Origin of the sequence: Campylobacter sp. TTU_617, from assembly GCF_016599045.1 — a bacterium.
Taxonomy (GTDB): Bacteria; Campylobacterota; Campylobacteria; order Campylobacterales; family Campylobacteraceae; genus Campylobacter_D.
This window is the reverse complement of record NZ_JAENKV010000005.1, coordinates 22,160-40,669: the sequence shown is the minus strand read 5'-3', so window position 1 is coordinate 40,669 and position 18,510 is coordinate 22,160. Positions and strand designations below refer to the sequence as shown.

General features: G+C 28.4%; 19 protein-coding genes. 2 read left to right on the top strand and 17 right to left on the bottom strand.

Features of this window, described 5'->3' with window-relative positions; genetic code table 11:
• Position 1: 1 nt before the first annotated feature.
• Complete coding sequence (locus GQV94_RS03595) at positions 2-940, bottom strand: cation diffusion facilitator family transporter (RefSeq protein ID WP_200169592.1); 939 nt, start codon at positions 938-940, stop codon at positions 2-4.
• Positions 941-948: 8 nt separating this feature from the next.
• Complete coding sequence (locus tag GQV94_RS03590) at positions 949-1,482, bottom strand: GNAT family N-acetyltransferase (RefSeq protein WP_200169591.1); 534 nt, start codon at positions 1,480-1,482, stop codon at positions 949-951.
• 77 nt (positions 1,483-1,559) lie between these two features.
• Between GQV94_RS03590 and GQV94_RS03585 the strand changes: the two genes are divergently transcribed.
• Both GQV94_RS03585 and GQV94_RS03580 read left to right on the top strand, forming a co-directional pair.
• Positions 1,560-2,267 (top strand): YebC/PmpR family DNA-binding transcriptional regulator, encoded by a 708-nt coding sequence (locus tag GQV94_RS03585; RefSeq protein ID WP_200169590.1) that lies wholly within the window; start codon positions 1,560-1,562, stop codon positions 2,265-2,267.
• A gap of 9 nt (positions 2,268-2,276) precedes the next feature.
• Positions 2,277-2,762 (top strand): peptidylprolyl isomerase, encoded by a 486-nt coding sequence (locus GQV94_RS03580; protein WP_200169589.1) that lies wholly within the window; start codon positions 2,277-2,279, stop codon positions 2,760-2,762.
• 34 nt (positions 2,763-2,796) lie between these two features.
• Here the strand turns inward: GQV94_RS03580 and feoB are convergent, their stop codons facing one another.
• The 15 genes from feoB to murC all read right to left on the bottom strand — a co-directional run bounded on the left by feoB (position 2,797) and on the right by murC (position 18,506).
• Complete coding sequence (gene feoB / locus GQV94_RS03575) at positions 2,797-4,632, bottom strand: ferrous iron transport protein B (RefSeq protein WP_200169588.1); 1,836 nt, start codon at positions 4,630-4,632, stop codon at positions 2,797-2,799.
• Complete coding sequence (locus GQV94_RS03570; protein WP_200169587.1) at positions 4,629-4,853, bottom strand: FeoA family protein; 225 nt, start codon at positions 4,851-4,853, stop codon at positions 4,629-4,631. Before GQV94_RS03570 ends, feoB begins: the two co-directional genes overlap by 4 nt.
• 183 nt (positions 4,854-5,036) lie before the next feature.
• Positions 5,037-5,648 carry a thiamine phosphate synthase gene (locus GQV94_RS03565; protein WP_200169586.1) on the bottom strand — a complete coding sequence of 204 codons (612 nt, stop codon included), beginning with the start codon at positions 5,646-5,648 and terminating at the stop codon, positions 5,037-5,039.
• Entirely contained in the window at positions 5,638-6,783 is a 1,146-nt protein-coding gene (gene thiH / locus GQV94_RS03560) for a 2-iminoacetate synthase ThiH (protein WP_200169585.1), read from the bottom strand. Before thiH ends, GQV94_RS03565 begins: the two co-directional genes overlap by 11 nt.
• A 3-nt stretch (positions 6,784-6,786) precedes the next feature.
• Positions 6,787-7,551 (bottom strand): thiazole synthase, encoded by a 765-nt coding sequence (locus tag GQV94_RS03555; RefSeq protein WP_200169584.1) that lies wholly within the window; start codon positions 7,549-7,551, stop codon positions 6,787-6,789.
• The gene (gene thiF / locus GQV94_RS03550) at positions 7,541-8,350 is read right to left on the bottom strand and encodes a thiamine biosynthesis protein ThiF (protein WP_200169583.1); all 810 of its coding nucleotides are present in this window, start codon (positions 8,348-8,350) and stop codon (positions 7,541-7,543) included. Before thiF ends, GQV94_RS03555 begins: the two co-directional genes overlap by 11 nt.
• Positions 8,347-8,538, bottom strand: a complete 192-nt coding sequence (gene thiS / locus GQV94_RS03545; RefSeq protein ID WP_200169582.1) for a sulfur carrier protein ThiS — start codon at positions 8,536-8,538, stop codon at positions 8,347-8,349. Before thiS ends, thiF begins: the two co-directional genes overlap by 4 nt.
• 55 nt (positions 8,539-8,593) lie before the next feature.
• Positions 8,594-9,691 carry a succinyl-diaminopimelate desuccinylase gene (gene dapE, locus GQV94_RS03540; protein WP_200169581.1) on the bottom strand — a complete coding sequence of 366 codons (1,098 nt, stop codon included), beginning with the start codon at positions 9,689-9,691 and terminating at the stop codon, positions 8,594-8,596.
• A gap of 3 nt (positions 9,692-9,694) precedes the next feature.
• The gene (locus tag GQV94_RS03535; RefSeq protein ID WP_200169580.1) at positions 9,695-10,294 is read right to left on the bottom strand and encodes a LysE family transporter; all 600 of its coding nucleotides are present in this window, start codon (positions 10,292-10,294) and stop codon (positions 9,695-9,697) included.
• A complete protein-coding gene (locus GQV94_RS03530) occupies positions 10,294-10,989 on the bottom strand; it encodes an SIR2 family NAD-dependent protein deacylase (RefSeq protein WP_200169579.1) in 696 nt (231 codons plus the stop codon). Before GQV94_RS03530 ends, GQV94_RS03535 begins: the two co-directional genes overlap by 1 nt.
• Positions 10,990-11,050: 61 nt before the next feature.
• The gene (locus tag GQV94_RS03525; protein ID WP_200169578.1) at positions 11,051-12,718 is read right to left on the bottom strand and encodes a restriction endonuclease subunit S; all 1,668 of its coding nucleotides are present in this window, start codon (positions 12,716-12,718) and stop codon (positions 11,051-11,053) included.
• Positions 12,708-14,264, bottom strand: a complete 1,557-nt coding sequence (locus GQV94_RS03520) for an HsdM family class I SAM-dependent methyltransferase (protein ID WP_234126357.1) — start codon at positions 14,262-14,264, stop codon at positions 12,708-12,710. The genes GQV94_RS03525 and GQV94_RS03520 overlap by 11 nt, the downstream gene beginning before the upstream one ends.
• Positions 14,265-14,667: 403 nt before the next feature.
• Positions 14,668-16,875, bottom strand: coding sequence for an endonuclease MutS2 (locus GQV94_RS03515; RefSeq protein WP_200169577.1), 2,208 nt, complete (start codon positions 16,873-16,875; stop codon positions 14,668-14,670).
• Positions 16,868-17,218 (bottom strand): hypothetical protein, encoded by a 351-nt coding sequence (locus GQV94_RS03510; RefSeq protein ID WP_200169576.1) that lies wholly within the window; start codon positions 17,216-17,218, stop codon positions 16,868-16,870. The genes GQV94_RS03515 and GQV94_RS03510 overlap by 8 nt, the downstream gene beginning before the upstream one ends.
• Positions 17,211-18,506, bottom strand: coding sequence for a UDP-N-acetylmuramate--L-alanine ligase (gene murC, locus GQV94_RS03505; RefSeq protein ID WP_200169575.1), 1,296 nt, complete (start codon positions 18,504-18,506; stop codon positions 17,211-17,213). The genes GQV94_RS03510 and murC overlap by 8 nt, the downstream gene beginning before the upstream one ends.
• Positions 18,507-18,510: the final 4 nt, after the last annotated feature.

Below are 18,510 nucleotides of genomic sequence, written 5' to 3'. Positions count from 1 at the left end.
TTTAACTCCTTAATGGTTGTATAGTAATATGTCCTATTTTAAATTTTTCTAAAAGAATTTTAGATATTTTTTTATAAATTTCTTCAAATTCATCTAAATTATTTATAGAAAGTTTTAAATGCATAAAAGCAACAAACATTTCATTTGTAATTTCTATAATATGCAAATCTACCACTTCTAAAATTTCATTATATTCTAATAAAGTTGTTTCAACATCTTTTATATCTACAGGAGAGCTTTCAAGCAAAATATTAATACTTTGTTTTAATAAGGAAATAGACCATTTTAAAAGCAATAAAGATAATATTATAGCCAAAATCGTATCAATATAAACAATCCCTGTAAAATAAACTATAATTCCACCGATTACAACACATAAAGACCCAAATAAATCACTTAGCATATGCAAAAAAGCTGATTTCATATTGATATTATCCAAATTTGCGTATTTAAACATCATAAAACCATTAATCGCATTGACCAAAAGTCCAATAAATGCTACTATAATCATAGTTTTTGCATCAATTTCTACTGGATTTAAAAGTTTATTTATAGCTTCATATATAATAAAAATTGCTGAAAAAATAATACTTAAAGCATTAATAAATGCTACTAAAATTTCAAGTCTAAAATATCCAAATGTTTTTTGCTTGTTTTTAAAATTTTGAACAGCAATGATAGCTATATAACTAAGAAATAAAGCAAAAACATCAGAAAACATATGCAAAGTATCGCTTAAAAGTGCTAAAGAATTTGAAAGCAATGAATAGATAAATTGCACAATCATCATAGAACCTGTCATAAACAAAGAAATCATTAAAATTTTTTTATCTGTATTTCTTGCATCAAAATGAGAGTGATTGTGCTCGTGAGCATGATCATGTGAGTGGGAACAAAAATTCGTTTTTAATAGTGGTTTATGTAAAAGATATTCTTTCATTTTTCTCCTTATTTTTCCATATAATTATAAATATGACCATATAAAGTTTTAACTTTTATAGTCTTAAAACCCATTTTTTCATAAAGACTTTTTGCCTTTTTATTATGTTCTTCAACAATTAAAGAAAGTTTTTTATTTTTTTCTAAAGCTTTCTTATAAGCGTATCCTATAAGTTCTTTAGCTATACCCCTGCCTCTTGCTTTTTCTTCTACGCTTATACTATCAAGATAAAATTCATTTTCACATTCTTTTAAGACCTTTTTATTTAAAGGATTTAAAATCTCATTTAAAGGTTTATCAAGTTCATCAGCTAAGGCTCCATCATAGCAACAAAGTGCTGCTAAAATTTCTTTATTTAGCTCATATATATAAATATTTTTATAGCTTAAACGATTATTTTCTTTCTCATAAAATTTACAAAGCGTATTAATGGCTTGATCATAATCATTACAACCGCTTAAATGATATATCATATCATCCATAGCTTTTGCTAATAAAATTATAACTTTTCTTGCCTCTTCTTTTTTAGCCTTGCGGATCATTCTTAACCTTTTAAAAACAAATTTAGAGATATTAGTTTATACTTTTATCTTTAAAAAAATATAAGAAAGCGAGAATTATGGGACGAGCATTTGAATACCGCAGAGCTTCAAAAGAAGCAAGATGGGATAAAATGAGCAAACTTTTTCCTAAGTTAGCAAAAGCAATACAAGTTGCCGCAAAAGAAGGTGGAATAGATCCTGATATGAATCCTAAATTAAGAAGTGCTATTGCTACAGCAAAAGCCAATAATATGCCAAAAGATAATATTGATGCAGCAATTAAAAGAGCGAGCGGTAAAGATAGCGCTGATATTAAAAATATCCACTATGAAGGCAAAGCTCCTCACGGGGCTTTAGTTATAGTTGAATGTATGAGTGATAATCCTACTAGAACGGTTGCAAATGTTAAAGCAATTTTTAGCAAAAATGGTGGAGAAATTTTACAAAATGGGTCTTTAGGTTTTATGTTTTCTAGAAAAGCAGTATTTCATCTTGAAAAATTTAGTGGTGATTTGGAAGAACTTGAACTTGATTTAATAGATTCTGGACTTGAAGAACTTGAACAAAATGATGAAGAATTAGTAATCAGTGGAGATTACACCTCTTTTGGAGAGTTAAGTACTGCTATAGAAGCTAAAGGTTTAACTCTTAAAAAAGCAGGACTTGAGTATATCCCAAATAATCCTATAGCTTTTAGCGAAGAACAACTTTTAGATATAGAAAAACTTCTTGATAAACTTGATGATGATGATGATGTTCAAGCTGTATATACAAATATAGAATAAGGAGAGAAAATGCTTAAAACAATAGATACAAGCAAAGTTGAAGAATATAAATTTGCTCTTATAAAAACCGAAAAAGGGGTAATGAAACTTAAGCTTTTTGGAGATGAGACTCCTCAAACAGTTTGTAATTTTGCAAATTTAGCAAATGAAAATTTTTATAAAGATTTAACTTTTCATCGCGTAATATCAGATTTTGTTATACAGGGGGGTTGTCCTAATGGTACAGGTACAGGCGGACCTGGATATGAGATAGCTTGCGAATGCGATAATCAAAAACATAAACACGAAAGAGGGAGCTTATCTATGGCTCACGCTGGGCGTGATACAGGTGGATCACAATTTTTTATTTGCCATAGCCCACAACCTCATTTAGATGGAGTACATACTATTTTTGGACAAATTGATAAAGATGATAAAGAAAGCTTAAAAGTCTTAGATTCTATTAAACAAGGAGATAAGATTATAAATATTAAAATTTTAAAAGAAATAAAATAATTTATCTTTGCTTATTTTAAGCAAAGATAAAATTTCATAATAGTTTTGCTATATTTAATCCTGTTAAAGCTACTATATAAGCACTTATACAAGTAAAGAGAAATAAATAAATTGTATATTTTGTTTTTCCACTTTCTTTTGAAAATACTATAGTTGCAGCAAAACAAGGATTGTAAATCATTACAAATAAAATAAAAGCTACAGCACTAGGAAAAGAGACACTTTTAGAAATAATACTTCTTAAATCTTGACTATTTTCATCAATATCATTCCCTAAAGAATAAAGAACTCCCATTGTAGAAATCATAGTTTCTTTAGCAGCTAAACCACTCACTAGAGCAACACTAAGTCTCCAATCAAAATCTAAAGGAGTAAAAACAGGCTCTATTGCTTTACCAAATTGACCAAGATAACTTTGCTCAACAACTGCTTCATTTCGTTCTTCATCTAAACCTTGAACCCTTTCTCTTGGAAAATTACTAGCAAACCATATAAATAAAGATGCCAAAAGTATAAAGGTTCCTGCTTTTTTAAGATAAGCTTTAGCTTTATTAATAACCATAAAAGCAACTAAACTCCAATTTGGCATACGATATTTTGGTACTTCCATAACAAAAGGTTCATTTAATCCTTTAAAAGCGGTAATTCTTAAAAGTTTTGCTGCAAAAAGACCTAAAATAGCACCCAAAATATAAATTCCAAATAAATAATTTCCAGCCTTATCACTTGAAAAAAAGGCTCCTATAAATAAAACATATACAGGCAAACGTGCCCCGCAACTCATAAAATTAATAACAAAAAGAGTTAAAAGTCTATCTTTTTTATTTTTTAATGTTCTAGTTGCCATAAAAGCGGGTACAGAACAACCAAAACCTGTGATAAGCGGAATAAAACTTTTTCCATGTAAGCCAAATTTATACAAAATACCATCAAGTAAAAAAGCAACTCTAGCCATATAACCAGTTGTTTCTAAAAGTGCAATTCCTAAAAATAAAATAATAATATTAGGTAAAAATAATACAACAGCGCCTACTCCATTTATAACTCCATCACTTAAAGCTGAAGCGAGTAAAGGATTGGATATATGTTCTTTACAAAAATCACCCAACATACCAAAACCTTCTTCAATATAATCCATAGGAATTTGCCCTAAAGTAAATGTAAGTTGAAATAAAAACCACATTAAAAATAAAAATATAGGTAATCCAAAAAAGTGATGAATTAAAATTTTATCTATTTTTTTACTCAAAGGGCTAAAATTTGAAGATTTTACTATAATTTGAGAATATACATTACTTGCATATTGTATTAAATTTTCTTTTTGTATGCCATTTTGACAAAAATGTGAATAAAAATCACTCTTAACTCTAAATTTACTCTCATAAAGCAATACAACTTTTTCAAGTAAAAGATCTAAATTTTCCTTAGTTTTAGCACTTACTTGTAAAGCTGGTATTTTAAATAATAAATTAAGTTTTTTAATATCAATCTCAATGCCTTCTTTTTTTGCTTCATCGCACATATTTAATGCAAGAAGCATTTTTTTATTTAACAATAAAAGCTCAGAACTTAAAATAAGATTTCTTTCCAAATTTGTAGCATCTAAAACATTTATTATAATATCATATTGCTCATGATCTAAAAAATAGCGTGTAATTTTTTCTTCTTCACTATAACCATCAAGAGCATAAGTACCAGGCAAATCTATAATTTCAATTTCATAATCTTTATAGAAAGTTTTTGCACTCGCCTTTTCTATAGTAACTCCACTAAAATTTGCCACCTTCATATTTGCTTTACAAAGCTTATTAATAAGCAAACTTTTTCCAACATTTGGTTGTCCTACCAAAGCAACTTTTATTTGTTTCATGTTAATTGTACCTCGATTGTTTCTGCTTCACTTGAACGTAAAATTACACAAGTTGTTTCAAGTTCTATCATAATAGTAGCATTCTTCAAAGAAGATCGTATCTTAGTAAGATTCTTATTTTTTGTAAATCCAAAACTCAAAAGTCTATTTAATAACTCTTTATCGGCATTTATATTTTTGACAATAGCCTTTTGACCATCTTTTAACTCATTAAGATTCATAATGACTTCCTATATAAATGATAATTGATATCAATATTATAGTAATAATGCTTAAATAAAGTTAAATTTTTAAAAAATATAAAATAAATTTTTAAAAAATAAACTATAAAATAAGTATTTTAATATCTAAATATAAAGATTAATTTTAACTTCATTTTATTTTTATAAATCAAATAAAATCATTTATCTAATTGATAGTTTTTCTCTACATTCTTTTATATATTTTTTAAGATTATCTTCTTTTATAAGAGCTTCTCTCATACAAATACCAGCTATATTTAAATTCTTAAATTCAGAAATATTATTAAGATTAATACCTCCTATAGCATAAAGAGGAATTTTGCTAAATTCAAGCAAATCTTTTAAAAATTCCAAGCCCCTAGGAGCAAGTTCGATTTTACAAGAACTTTCAAAAATATGTCCTACAAAGGCATAATTTACTTTAAAATTCATAGCCTCTAAAAGTTCTTCTTTACTATGCACAGAAGTTCCTAAAATATGAAAATATCTTACAATTTTTGGATCTTTTCTTAATAAGCTAAGCGGGGTATGAAAATATCTATGCCCTAATTTTAAACACTCTCTATCAAAAAAATGCAAAAAACAAGTAACTTTTTCTTTAGCACAAATAGCTAAAACTTCTTTAGCTAAATCGTAATACTCAAATTCACTAAGATCTTTTTCTCTTAAAACTATAGCATCAACTTTAGCTTTTGCAAGTTTTTCGATATATTTTAAAAAATCACCCTCAATACATTTTCTATCACTAATAGTAATAATTTTTTTATCCCACATAGATACTATCACTCATCACAGCCTGTAAATTTGATTTTTTAAGCATAGTTAAAATTTCATTTATACTTCTTTTATCTGAAATTTCAAATTGCTCATCTCCTTTTTTATTACCCTGATGCTCACCTATCCCCACACTTACTCCAGCGCTCATTTTGTTTGCTCCAAATTTCACTACCTCATCTCTAAAGCCTTTTCTTTCACGACTTGAAATAACAATTGTTGCATAAGGTAAAAAAATCCTATAAGCACAAAGAACTTGAAAAAGTCTTTTTTCACTCACATCTTTTGAATCTATTTTAGCATTATTAATTATGGGTCTTAAACGCGGAATCGAAAGAGAAATTTCAGCCCACGGATATCTTTGTTGTAAAAAATGTGCATGGAGAGCTGTAGCAAGTGCATCTTTTCTAAAATCATCAATCCCTAAAAGTGCCCCAAAAGCAACTCCTCTCATACCTGCTCTTAAAGCTCTTTCTTGCGCATTAAAACGATAAGGAAAAATACGTTTTTCACCATCTAAATGAATTTTAGAATATTTTAAAGGATTATAAGTTTCTTGAAAAATAGTTACATAATCACAGCCATTTTCATGTAAAATTTTATACTCATCTTCATTTAAAGCATAAATTTCAACTCCTACAACCTTAAAATATTCTCTAGCTATTTTACAAGCACGAGCAATATATTCTACGCTTGCAAATTCTCTGCCTTCACCTGTTAATAATAAAATTTCTTGTAATCCACTTTTAGCAATTGCTTGCATTTCTTTATGAATTTCATCTTCATTAAGTTTTGCTCTTGTAATTTTATTTCCTTTTTGAAAACCACAATAAACACATTTTGAATTACAATAATTTGACAAATAAAGTGGAGTAAAAAGCAAAATCGCATTTCCAAAATATTTTTGCTTAATTTTGGCAGATTTTAAAGCAAGCTCCTCTATAAAGTCTTCTGCTGCACTTGAAAGCAAGGCTTTTAGATTTTCTATGCTTAAATGCACGGAATTTAATGCATTTTTAACATCTTTAGCACTATATTTATTCTCATCATAAGCTTGAACCTCGCTTAAAACCTTGGTTAAAATTTCACTTTCTATCTTTCGCATATGAGGTAAGTACTCCATACAATCTTGCATCAATCAATCCCTTAAAAAGCCTGTTAATGGAGAACTTGCTTTAGCTTCACTTACACTTGCTAAGCCTGCTAAATATCCCACTCTTCCTGCCTGAGTTGCCAAAGAAAAAGCTTTTGCCATTAAAGCAATATCTTTTGCTTCAGCTATGGCTGTATTTATCATCACTGCACTTACTCCCATTTGCATGGCTTCACAAGCTTGTGCAGGGGTTCCAATGCCTGCATCAACAATAATTGGTAAATCAATCTCATTAAGTAAAATTTGTATAAATTCCTTAGCACATAGGCCTTTATTACTCCCAATAGGTGCAGCTAAAGGCATAATAGCCGCAGCTCCTGCATCTCTCATAGCTCTAGCCGCATAAAGATCAGCATGCATATAAGGTAAAGGTGTAAAACCCTCTTTAGCTAAAAGCTCGCAAGCTTTAATTGTTTCATAATTATCAGGCAATAAATACTTACTATCACTTATTACTTCTATCTTTATAAGCTCTCCACAACCAAGTTCTCTTGAAAGTCTTGCTATACGCAAAGCTTCATTAGCGTTTCTTGCGCCTGAGGTATTGGGTAAAAGCGTGATATTTTTAGGAATAAAATCAAGTATATTTTCAACATTTCCAGTATAAGCTCTTCTTAAAGCTAAGGTAATAATTTCTACTTTTGCCTCATCAATAGCTGATTTTATAAGATCGAGTGAAAATTTACCTGAACCTAATATAAAACGACTTTGAAATTCATATTTTCCTATCTTTAAAATATCATTCATCATTATTTCTCGCTAGAAGTTCTAAAACTAAATTAGCCTGATGAGCTGCACAAATATTTACACGTGGAGCCATAAGTCCATTGCCTACTTTAGCCCCATTTATCAAATCTCCACAAACATAGAAATTTTGTGCTATCTTTCTTGTTTGTATGCTATTACTATCTCCGTATCCTGCAAGACCTGAAGCACAAATTAAAGTTTTATCTGGAAAATATTTATGAAAATTTTGTGCTATCATAGCTTTTGCAAGTGCAGTATCAAAAGCCTCACAAACTATATTTATATCTTTAAATAAAAGCTTTAAATTATTTTCATCTATCTTCAAAGTGCAAATTTCAATACTAATATAAGGATTTATCTCATTAATTTGCTCTTTTAAAGCTTCGGTCTTAAATTTACCCAGATCACTTACACGATAAGCTTGACGATTAAGATTACTAGGTTCAACTACATCAAAATCTATAAGTTTTAAATGCCCTATACCACTACGTGCAAGCATTATAGCTATATGTGATCCAAGTCCGCCAAGCCCACATACTGCTACACTTGCTTTTTTAAGTTTATCATGAAGCTTTGGAGTATGACGCGATCTCATCATAGCATCTAAGGCATCTTTGGGCGGCATAATATTTTTTTCTATGCAAAAAAGCTCATCATTTTCATTTAAATTTAAATTTTCCTTTGTCGCAAAGCCATTTACTATCCATACATCACTTTCATTTTTACTCACGCTTTGAAAAAAATCTAAAGTGTTTTTATGCTCTGTTTCTAAAAACTCACCATTGAATTTAACTCTCATCAACCTCCCCCTACAAAACTTACGATTTCAGCTTTATCATTTTCTTTTAAAATCAAATTTTCAAATTCGCTTTTAGACACGATTTCTCCATTTAATTCTAAGGCAATAAATTCAGCTTTTAAGCCTTTTTCTTTGAGAAAATCCATAAATTTAAGCTCTTTAAGATCAAATTTTTGTCCATTGATAATCATTTTAACTCTTTTAATCCTTATAAATAATCTTTAACTTAACAAATAAATATTATTTTTAAAAATTCTCTACAAAATCTTTATAAATTAAACAAAGCTTTTCAAATTCTTCTACGCTTACTCTTTCATTTACAGCGTGGATTGTATCATTACGCACACCAAATTCACATACGCTTACACCAAACTCAGCTAAAAATCTTGCATCACTTGTGCCACCTTTGGTATTAAATTTTGGAACTTGAGAAGTGATTTTTTGAACGCTTTGATTAATTTTTTGAACTATTTTATTATCACTTTTGGTTAAAAAAGGTTTAGAGCTTTGACTTATCTTAAGCTCATAGTTTAACCCTTCACAAATTTTTTCTACATAAGCTTTAACATCATCTATGCTTGTATCTAATGAATTTCTAACATTAAACATAATTTTTAAATCATTAGCCGTTACATTACTAACTTCTAGCCCCCCTCTAATATCTGTAATAACAATCTTTGAAGGATCAAATTCAGCGCTTCCAGGATCCAGATCAAATCCGGCTAAAAATTTTAAAACTGGAGCAAAATCGTGTATAGGATTAATACATTTTTCAGGGTAAGCTACATGTCCTTGTTTGCCTTTTATAATAAGTGTCGCATTAATGGATCCACGACGCCCTATTTTAATAGTATCGCCAAAATGTTTATCACTTGTTGGCTCACCCACTAAAGCAAAATCAGGCAAAAGATTTTTCTCCTTCATAAAGTTAAGAAGCTCTAAAGTGCCATATTTTGCTTCACCTTCTTCATCGCTTGTAAGCATTAAAGAAAGTCTTGAACCATTAAATCTAGCTTCTTTTAAAGCATATACAAAAGCAGCCACGCCACTTTTCATATCTTGTGCTCCTCTTGCATAGATAAAATCATCTTTTTCTATAGGTTTAAAAGGATCGCTTTGCCAACCTTCTCCTGCAGGAACTACATCTATATGCCCACAAAAAGCTAAATGCTCACCTTCATCTTTAAATTTTTTTGTAAGCAAAAGATTTTTGATGCCTTCTTTTTCTATAAAAAAAGCTTCAAACTCGCTTAACTCCAAAGCGATAAAATTTAAAGCTCCATCATCTTTTGGTGTAATAGATTTAAATTTTAAAAGTTCTATTAAAAATTCTTTTGCATTCATTTTTTATCCTATAAAAGTTTTATAAAGTAAATTTATAGCAAAATACTCTATGATTAGAGCTGAAATAATATTAATAATTTTAATAATCTTTGCACTAAAAAAATCCTTATATCTTGCCACAAAAAAAGATAGAGCAAAGATCCAAGAAAGTATAGCCACAATAAGACCAATTACCATAGCATTAGGATGACTTTCTTTTATGGCAATACCTGCAACACTAAGCCAAAATCCTATTACAAAAGGATTTAAACCATTTAAAAATACACCCTTTAAATAACTTTTAAACAAATTTTCTTTAAATTCTACATTTTTTAAATTTAAATCTTTATTTTTTTTCACAAGCATCAAAAAAGCCATATAGCTTAAAAAAACAAATCCAAATACAGCTAAAACCTTCATAAATATTGCATTATCTAAAAAGCCAATAAGTCCAAATTTTAAAAGAAAGAAATAAAGCATATCAACACTAAAAGCACCAAGGCCTACAGCTAAAGAATTTTTAAAAACTCTAAGAGCATAAGTTAAGATCAAAATATTTACAGGTCCAAAAGGAACACTTACCCCAAAACCCAAAATCATCCCATTTAACAAAGAATCAAACATTAGCTATCTTTCATAAATTCATCTATATCTTGTGCTATTTTCTCAATGGCACTTAAAATATTTTCTATATAAATTTTATCAAAAAATAACTCTAAATTTTCATCCTTTTCATAGATATTTAAAATACTTTTTTCACACATTCTTGCATACTCACCCACGGGCAAAACAGCTCCACTTGTCCCTATGCTTATAAAAAGTGAAGTTTGACTTAAAAGAGAATAAAGTGTGTTATAAGCTGGGGCTGCTTCCTCAAACATAACGATATTGTGTCTTAAATTTTCACTTTTGCATTTAGGGCATTTTTTATTTGCCATTAAATTATAAGCTATATTAAAAATTTCACCACATTTTAAACAACGAAGTTCAGGCAAAAAGCCATGTAAATGAATGACTTCTTTACACCCTGCACGCTCTAGTAAATCATCAACATTTTGCGTTAAAACAAAAAGATTTTTACCCCATTTTTCTTTTAATTTAGCAATTTGTTTATGAGCATAATTTGGCTTTACATTTGCAAGCTCTAGACGTCTTGCATCATAAAAATCAAGCACTTTTTTGGGATTTTTTCTAAAGCCTGTTGCAGAGCAAATTTCCATCACATCATACTCATCCCAAAGCCCGCCATTATCTCTAAAAGTTTTAAGCCCACTTGGAGCACTAAGTCCAGCTCCACTTAATATCATAATGTTTTTCATCGCTAAACCTTATAAAATTTATGAAGTTTAGCGAAAAATGCTTTAAGAAATATTTGTGGATTTATGATTTTCTTTGATAATAAACTACAATATCTTTTATCTTTTTATATTCTATATGTTTTATATAATCTTCCATAAATTGCCAGTTGGGACTACCTTTAGAATCTATGGGAAGAATAATATTTAAAAATTCTATATTTGCGCAGCAATTTCTTCCGTATGAAAATCTATCAGATTGTTTATTAATACATACGCAAATAAATTTTAGCACATCAAAATCAACATTATATTTTATCTCTAAGGCTTTTACTCGTGTGCCTATATAAAAATTCTGCATTTGCGTAAATGCAAAAAAATTACCTCTATCAGCTAATGAAATTGTTGTCTTATAATTAAAAATTTTTCTATCTTTAATCTGCGAACTCCATGAGCTAATTCCATTATTTAGCACACTATGGCTAATTATAGGAATATTCCCTTTTTTAATTTTGGATAATATTAAATCTCCTCCTGTATAAACATTAAAAATTTCATTTATTTTAAATTCTCTCCACTCAACATTTTCTAACTGCTTTTGATTTTGGATAAATTTTTTATATTCATCTAAATCAAATCCCCCCCCCCAGTTGTTTTCATTTAATTTAGCATTATAATAAGCTGTAATTTTTTCCAAATGTTCTTTTTCTATAGCTTTCATATAATCTTCCATAAATTGCCAATTTGGATTATCCATTTCATCTTTTGGGAGTTGTATGATTTGTCTTTTTAATCTTTCTGTAAAAGCTTTATATCCAAAAGCAAATTTTGAAGCATTATTTTTAATAATATTTGCTAAAAATAAACCATTATATTTATTTAATTTTTCATTTCCAAGCATTGTAATCTCATCACTAGCAGTAAAATTTCCTTCTATGTAATAACAATCACAAAATGTCGTAATAATAATTTTATCTTTCTCTACAAATAAAGGATTGCTGATCAAATCCGTTAATCCATTATTTTCTTTACTTGCTGAATAATAAGGTATATTACCTTTTATCCTATCTTTTTCAATTAACCTTTTACCCCTTTTAATTTCACTAAAAATTTGCTCTAAAGTAAATTCTTTCCACTCTATATTTTCTAATTTTAATTTTTCTCCTGCAATTTTCATGAGGCCATCCTCAATGAAAATGCTTTGTTCTCTAAAGGTGTTATTACAATTAGGTAATACCCCCCCCCCGTAACTTAATAGTTTTTTATTGTAATAACTTAAGATGCTTTTTATATAGTTCTGTTCTATTTCTTTCATATAGCCTTCCATAAAGCTATAATTTGGATTGCCTTTAGAGTCTATCGGGAGCATTATTTTACAATTATCAGCATTTGTCTGCCTAAATTGCTTTCCATAAGAATATTTACTCTTTTGCATATTTATACAACATACAATGAACAATTTTACATATTTTGAAAGTTTTTGATTAAGAAAAAAATAAATATTATCATCTCCTGAAGCTTTGTATGGATGATAAAAAGCATTGCCAAACATATCTATAGAAATAAAATCTTCATAAATTACACTTGCATTATTAATAAACGAAGCAATTGCATTATTATTTTCACCAGCTGTAAGTAGCGGAATTTTTCCTTTTATTCTTTGTTTTTCAACTAATCTTTTTCCATGAAAATTTTCAAACGCTTCACTTATCTTAAATTCTTTCCACTCAACACTAGCTAAATCATTTTTCATCTTTTTTATCCTCTAAACCAAAAAGATAGCCTCTGCCATGTGTTATCATATTAAACTCAAAAGTTAAATAATCTGCCATTGTTTTTTCAAATTCTTCATGCGTTGGAATCTCATCGTTAAAATAATAAAAACTATGTAGCCACTCATCATTTGGCTCTATAGTAGTTTTAACGCAAAATTTACTTGGAGCTTCTATCTCATCACGCCATACCTTTAAAAGATAAGCTTTTTTATCTTGTGCATGTATGCTTTCAACTAAACCCTTATGCTTTTGCACTTCATAACCATCATCTTCAAAATTGATAAATTTAACTATCTTATCTTTATAGTGCGGAATTCCTGCTGTAAAAACTGCTACACAAGGATTTGTCCCTACTCCATAAAAAGTATTTTTATTTAAAGTAATCACTCCTTCTAAGGTATGATTTTTAAGAATGCTTTCTTTGATTATCTTTTCTTCTTTGCTTTTTCCAGTCATTGCAGATTGTGGAACGATTACTACAACTTTTCCATCTTTTAGTATGGAATTTAACAAATGTTCACTAAAAGCAATTTCTGTTAAATTTTTATCAATCTTACCTTGAGAATAAGGTGGATTCATAAAGCCTACATTAGCCCTAAAGTCTTCTTGAAGTCTAAGTGGATTTTGCTTTAAAAAATCTTCATCATCTAAATTGCTTTTACCATCGCCCCTTAAAACCATATTAGCAGTAGCAACAGCAAACATAAAAGATTGAAGTTCAAAGCCAAAAAGTTGATTTTTCTTTATCTCTTCTTTTTGCCTTTCATTTTTAGCTTGTAAGAGCATATAATCCATAGCTGTGATTAAAAATCCTGCTGTCCCACAACAAGGATCAAGCACTCTATCGCTAGGTTTTAAATTAATCAAATCACAAAAAAGCTCTGTAATGTGATGCGGGGTTAAAACTATACCTAAAGTTTGTCCATCGCCTCCACTAAAACGCATAAATTCACTATAAAAAATCCCTAAATAATCATTAGAATTTTTAATTCTATCAATAGAATCAAAAATATTTTCTTTGATAAATTTAGCATAGTGTTTTAAAGGAGTAGAATTTATCCTAAGACCTTTTTTATCTACAATCTCACATATCTCATTAATCTTTTTTGTATCTTTAATCACTGAAAATTGAGTTAAAACTTTATCAAATTTTACCTGTGGAGCTAAATCCGATCTTTTTAAATTTGACTTAATGAGTTCATAAATTTTAAAGCCATCTGTATCTATAGAGTCATTATTTAAATAATCTAAATCTAAATTTTTTACTTTCATCTCATCTAATGCTAATAAAATTCCAGCTACCACTAAAGGCTTATTTCTATCATCTAATGCTCCATAATTACGCAAGTCTTCGTGCAAAATGCTTGCAATTTTTTCTATCTCCTCTTTTGTTTTTTGCTTACTTGACTCTTCTTTTAATACTTCCCTTCTATAGTAATCTTCTATCTTTTTCTCATTTAAAAGCATAAAAGTTTCTATATCTTCTAAAGGTTCTCTAATAAATGCTCCATTATCAATAAACATTGGGGTAATCTTATGTTTTTTACTATCACCACTTACAGCTATAGCAAAAACTTTTTTATAAGTATTTTGATTATTAATAATTTGCTTTGCATACCATAAAGCACCATTTAATGCATAATTCTCTATATCTTTTTACTCTTGTGAGATAAGATTATTTTCATTTCTTTTAATGTGTTTGCTAAGATCTGCTTTATTTTCAATCACAATTACAAAATCTTTTACTACTCCACAATATTCAGGATATCCTTGTTTATTTGTTCCTTTTTTTGAAGCGTTTTTTAAAGCTTCATTTCATTCTTTAATATCTGAACCATGATAAGTTAAATTTATCTTTGCTTCTTCTAAAAGCTTATATACAAATAAATCTGTTTGTGCTTCTTTTTTTGCCATAATTTAACCTTTCTTAAAACCTCACTACCTTAGCGCCAAAACCACCTTGATTGATCGGTGCATCACTAAAACTTTTTACACTTTTATGTGCTTTTAAAAATTCTTTTACCGCAAAAGCAAGCTTTCCTGTTCCTATGCCATGATATACTAAAACTTCATCAAATCCAGCAAGCAAGGCATCTGAAATAAATTTATCAAGCCTAGAAATGGCTTCATCGCTTCTAAGTCCGTGTAAATCTAAAGTGATATTTAAATTGCTTGGCTTAGTAATACTTATATTTGTTTTAGGACTTTTTTTAGGAAGCGCTACGCTTTTTTTAAGCAAATTAAGTCCTACTCTTAGATTAAGACCTTCACATTCTATTAAAGCTTCATTTTTAGAAATAGCTTTAATCACTCCTTTAATTTTTTCATATTTTACAAAATCCCCTACCCTTAGCTCTTCATTTTGCTTCATACTTGGCAAGATAATTTCTTTTTTTAGCTCATTGGCTTTATTTAAACTTCTTTGTTTTTCTTTAATATCTTTTAAATTTATAGTTTTTTTAGCTTCTTCTATGGCTTTATAAAATTTAAATTCTAATTCTCTTAGAGTATTTTTAAATTTTTCTTCTTGTTTTTGCCTTTGTTCTTTTAGATTTTGTAAAATCTCATCAGCAATTTGCTCTTTTTTATGTATATTTTGAAGCTTAGATTTAAGCTCTAGTTCAAGATTGATATTTTTACTCACCATTACTTCTAAATTCTCTTTATCTTCGCCATAAAGCTTTTTGGCTTCTCCTACTAAATTGGCTGGAATTTGATAACGCAAAGCTGTTTCAAAAGCATAAGATTTTCCTATGGTGCCTTTTAGAAATTCATACTTTGGTTTTGAAATTTCTTCATCATATAAAGCAGCGATAAGTTCGACTTCTTCGTTTTGTGCCAAAAGCATAGCAAGACGCTTATGATGTGTTGTAATAATAATTTTAAGTTTATTTTTTATAAGATGAGAAATAATAACACTATATAAACAAGCAGCTTCTTCAAAATCTGTTCCAAGTTCTATCTCATCAATTCCTAATAATAAATTCTTTTTAGTAAAAAGTTTGGAGATTTGAAGCATCCTACCTGCAAAGGTTGAGATATTGTTTTTAACATTTTGCGGATCTTCAATAATAGCATCAAATTCTTTAAAAGAGCCTATTTTACTTTCATTTGCTTTTATTTTCATAGGTAAAAGATGTTTGGCTAAAAAAGCAGCAGCGAGTAAAGATTTTAATAGCATAGATTTTCCACCCGCATTTACTCCTGTGATGATTAAAACTTGCTTTTTAAAATCAAGAGAAATACTTTTTGGATTATCAAGAGCTGGATGAGCAAAATCTTTAAGTATAATTTCATTTGAATTCTCACATAAAATAAATTCATAATCTTTCTTTTTTGCGAGCAAAACCCTAGCACTATAATGATCAAATAAATCAAAAGCATTATTAATAAATTTTAAAAAAGGTATATTTTTAGCTAAAAAAATAGAAAAATTTTTAGCATATTCATAGTAAATCTCTTCTTTTTGATTTTTAATTTTTTCTATATCATTTTGCAAATTTTCAACATTTAAAGGAATGATATAAAAACCCCCACCACTACTTCTAGCTATAATTTTAGCTTTTAAAGTGTGATTAAACCCTCCTCTTACAAGTAATGCTTCAAAGCCATTTATAAAATGAATTTGTGTATCGATTAAATAAGGACTAAGCGATTTAGTATAAATAAGCTTTTTAAATTCAGCTCTTATGGCTTCATTTTTAAGTTTTAAAGCTGTATTTAAATTTATAAGTCTTTCATCTAAACTTTCTTTTAGCTCTCCTTTATCGTTAAATTTTAAAGTAAGTTCTAAAATTTCTTTTGAAAGTTGAATTTTTTCAAGCCAAGAGTTTAGATTAGATCCAAAATTAATTTTTTTAAGTTTTTCAAAATAGCAAACAATTTTTACAAACTCATAAATTTCATCTAAATGCAAAATTCCTTGCTTACTTAAATGCATTAAAGCTTTATCCAAATTTAAAACTTCTGGAATTTGTGGAAAGTTGATTTTACAAAGCTCATCGATTCGTTTTAGATGAAGCGAAGAATCACCTTGTAAAAATATATCTTTATCTCTTGAAAAAAGAGCTTTAAATTCTTCTAAATAACTACCTAAATCAAGTTTTGATATAAGCTCTTCTTTGCTTTCAATCATTTTTTAACCTGCAATGATTGATATCAATAATTAAAGATTTAAAACTAAGATTATTATCTTTAGAAATAAAACTTGCTGTGCCAAATTCATAATTAAAATAATCATTTGAAATATTCAAATCATTGCAAATGATATTTTTACCTTGGTTAAAAGCTATAAGAACTTCACGATTTTTCTTCGCTTTTTTTATATTTTGTATTTCAAAAAATACAGAAAAAATAATAAAAAATAAAAGCAAAAATATAAAAAAAGGCTTAGTCTTAGAACCTAATTTTTTACGTAGAATAAGAGTAATTAAAAATAAAATTAAAATAATTAAAAGATAAAATAAAATTTTACTCATTATTCTGCCTTAATTTATTGCTAATATCTCCTGCTCCAAATCCTATAATCAAACCTTTATCAAGTACTCTTCCTTTATCTGTAACTAAAAATTTACCCTCTCTTTTAATATCATCAACAAATAAGGCATTATCAAAATGTTTTTTTAAATCAATTTCTATTTTTTCTTCTCCTGCAGCATAAACAGGTAAAATTATTAGTTCATCAACATCTTTAAATGCTAAAACAAATTCTTTTAAATTTGCAAATAAACGTGTATAACGATGAGGCTCAAAAATAGCAATTATTTTTTTATATCCTGCTAATTTTGCATATTCTTTGGCAGCATTTAAAGTAGCTTTAATCTCTGTTGGATGATGACCATAATCATCAATTAAAGCTAAATCTTCATCAGCATATAAAATATCAAATCTTTTTTTAATACCTTGATATTTTTTTAAATTCAATCTAACTTGCTCTATATTTTCATAATTTAATGCCGCTAAAATTGCTAAAGAAGCATCAATGGCTAAATGATAACCCATACCAAATACACTAAAACGACCTAGATTTTTAAGCTCAAAACTTGTTTTAGGTTTAAAATTTTCAAGCTCCATAACACAATTTTTAATATCTTTGCTAGGATAAAAACGCAAAGCTTCACCTTTATAATCTTTTAAAAATTCATCTTCTGCATTAATAACGCGAATCTTGGCATTTTCTAAAAAACTAGTATAAGCGTGATGAAGCCTTGAAATTTCATTACCATAATGATCTAAATGCTCTGCTTCTGCATTTGTAACTATAGCTAAATGAGGGTTTGAATTTAAAAATGAACTATCGCTTTCATCAGCCTCAAAAATAAGATTCTCGCTTTCTTTATAAATCATATTTGATCCAAATTCTTTTAAAATAGCACCGATAATAACCGATGAATTTGGTATCAAAGAAGCTAAAATACTTGAAGTAGTGCTTTTTCCATGCGCTCCAGCAACTGCAAAAACACGTTTATCTTGCAAAATTAAAGGTAGAGCTTCTTTACGCGAAAGAGTTTTTATACCTAATTCTTTAGCATATTTAAATTCAGGATTTTCTTCTTTTATAGCAGCTGAATAGATTATTAAATCTTTTCCGATAATATTTTCTTTATTGTGTGGGATTGATACGCATACGCCTTCACTCTCAAGCTTTTTAGTGATTTTACTCTCTTTTAAATCACTCCCGCTGATTATAAAACCTTTCTCTTTTAAAAATCTTGCTAATGCTGAAATACCTATGCCACCTATACCTATAAAATGAATTTTTTGCATCTTT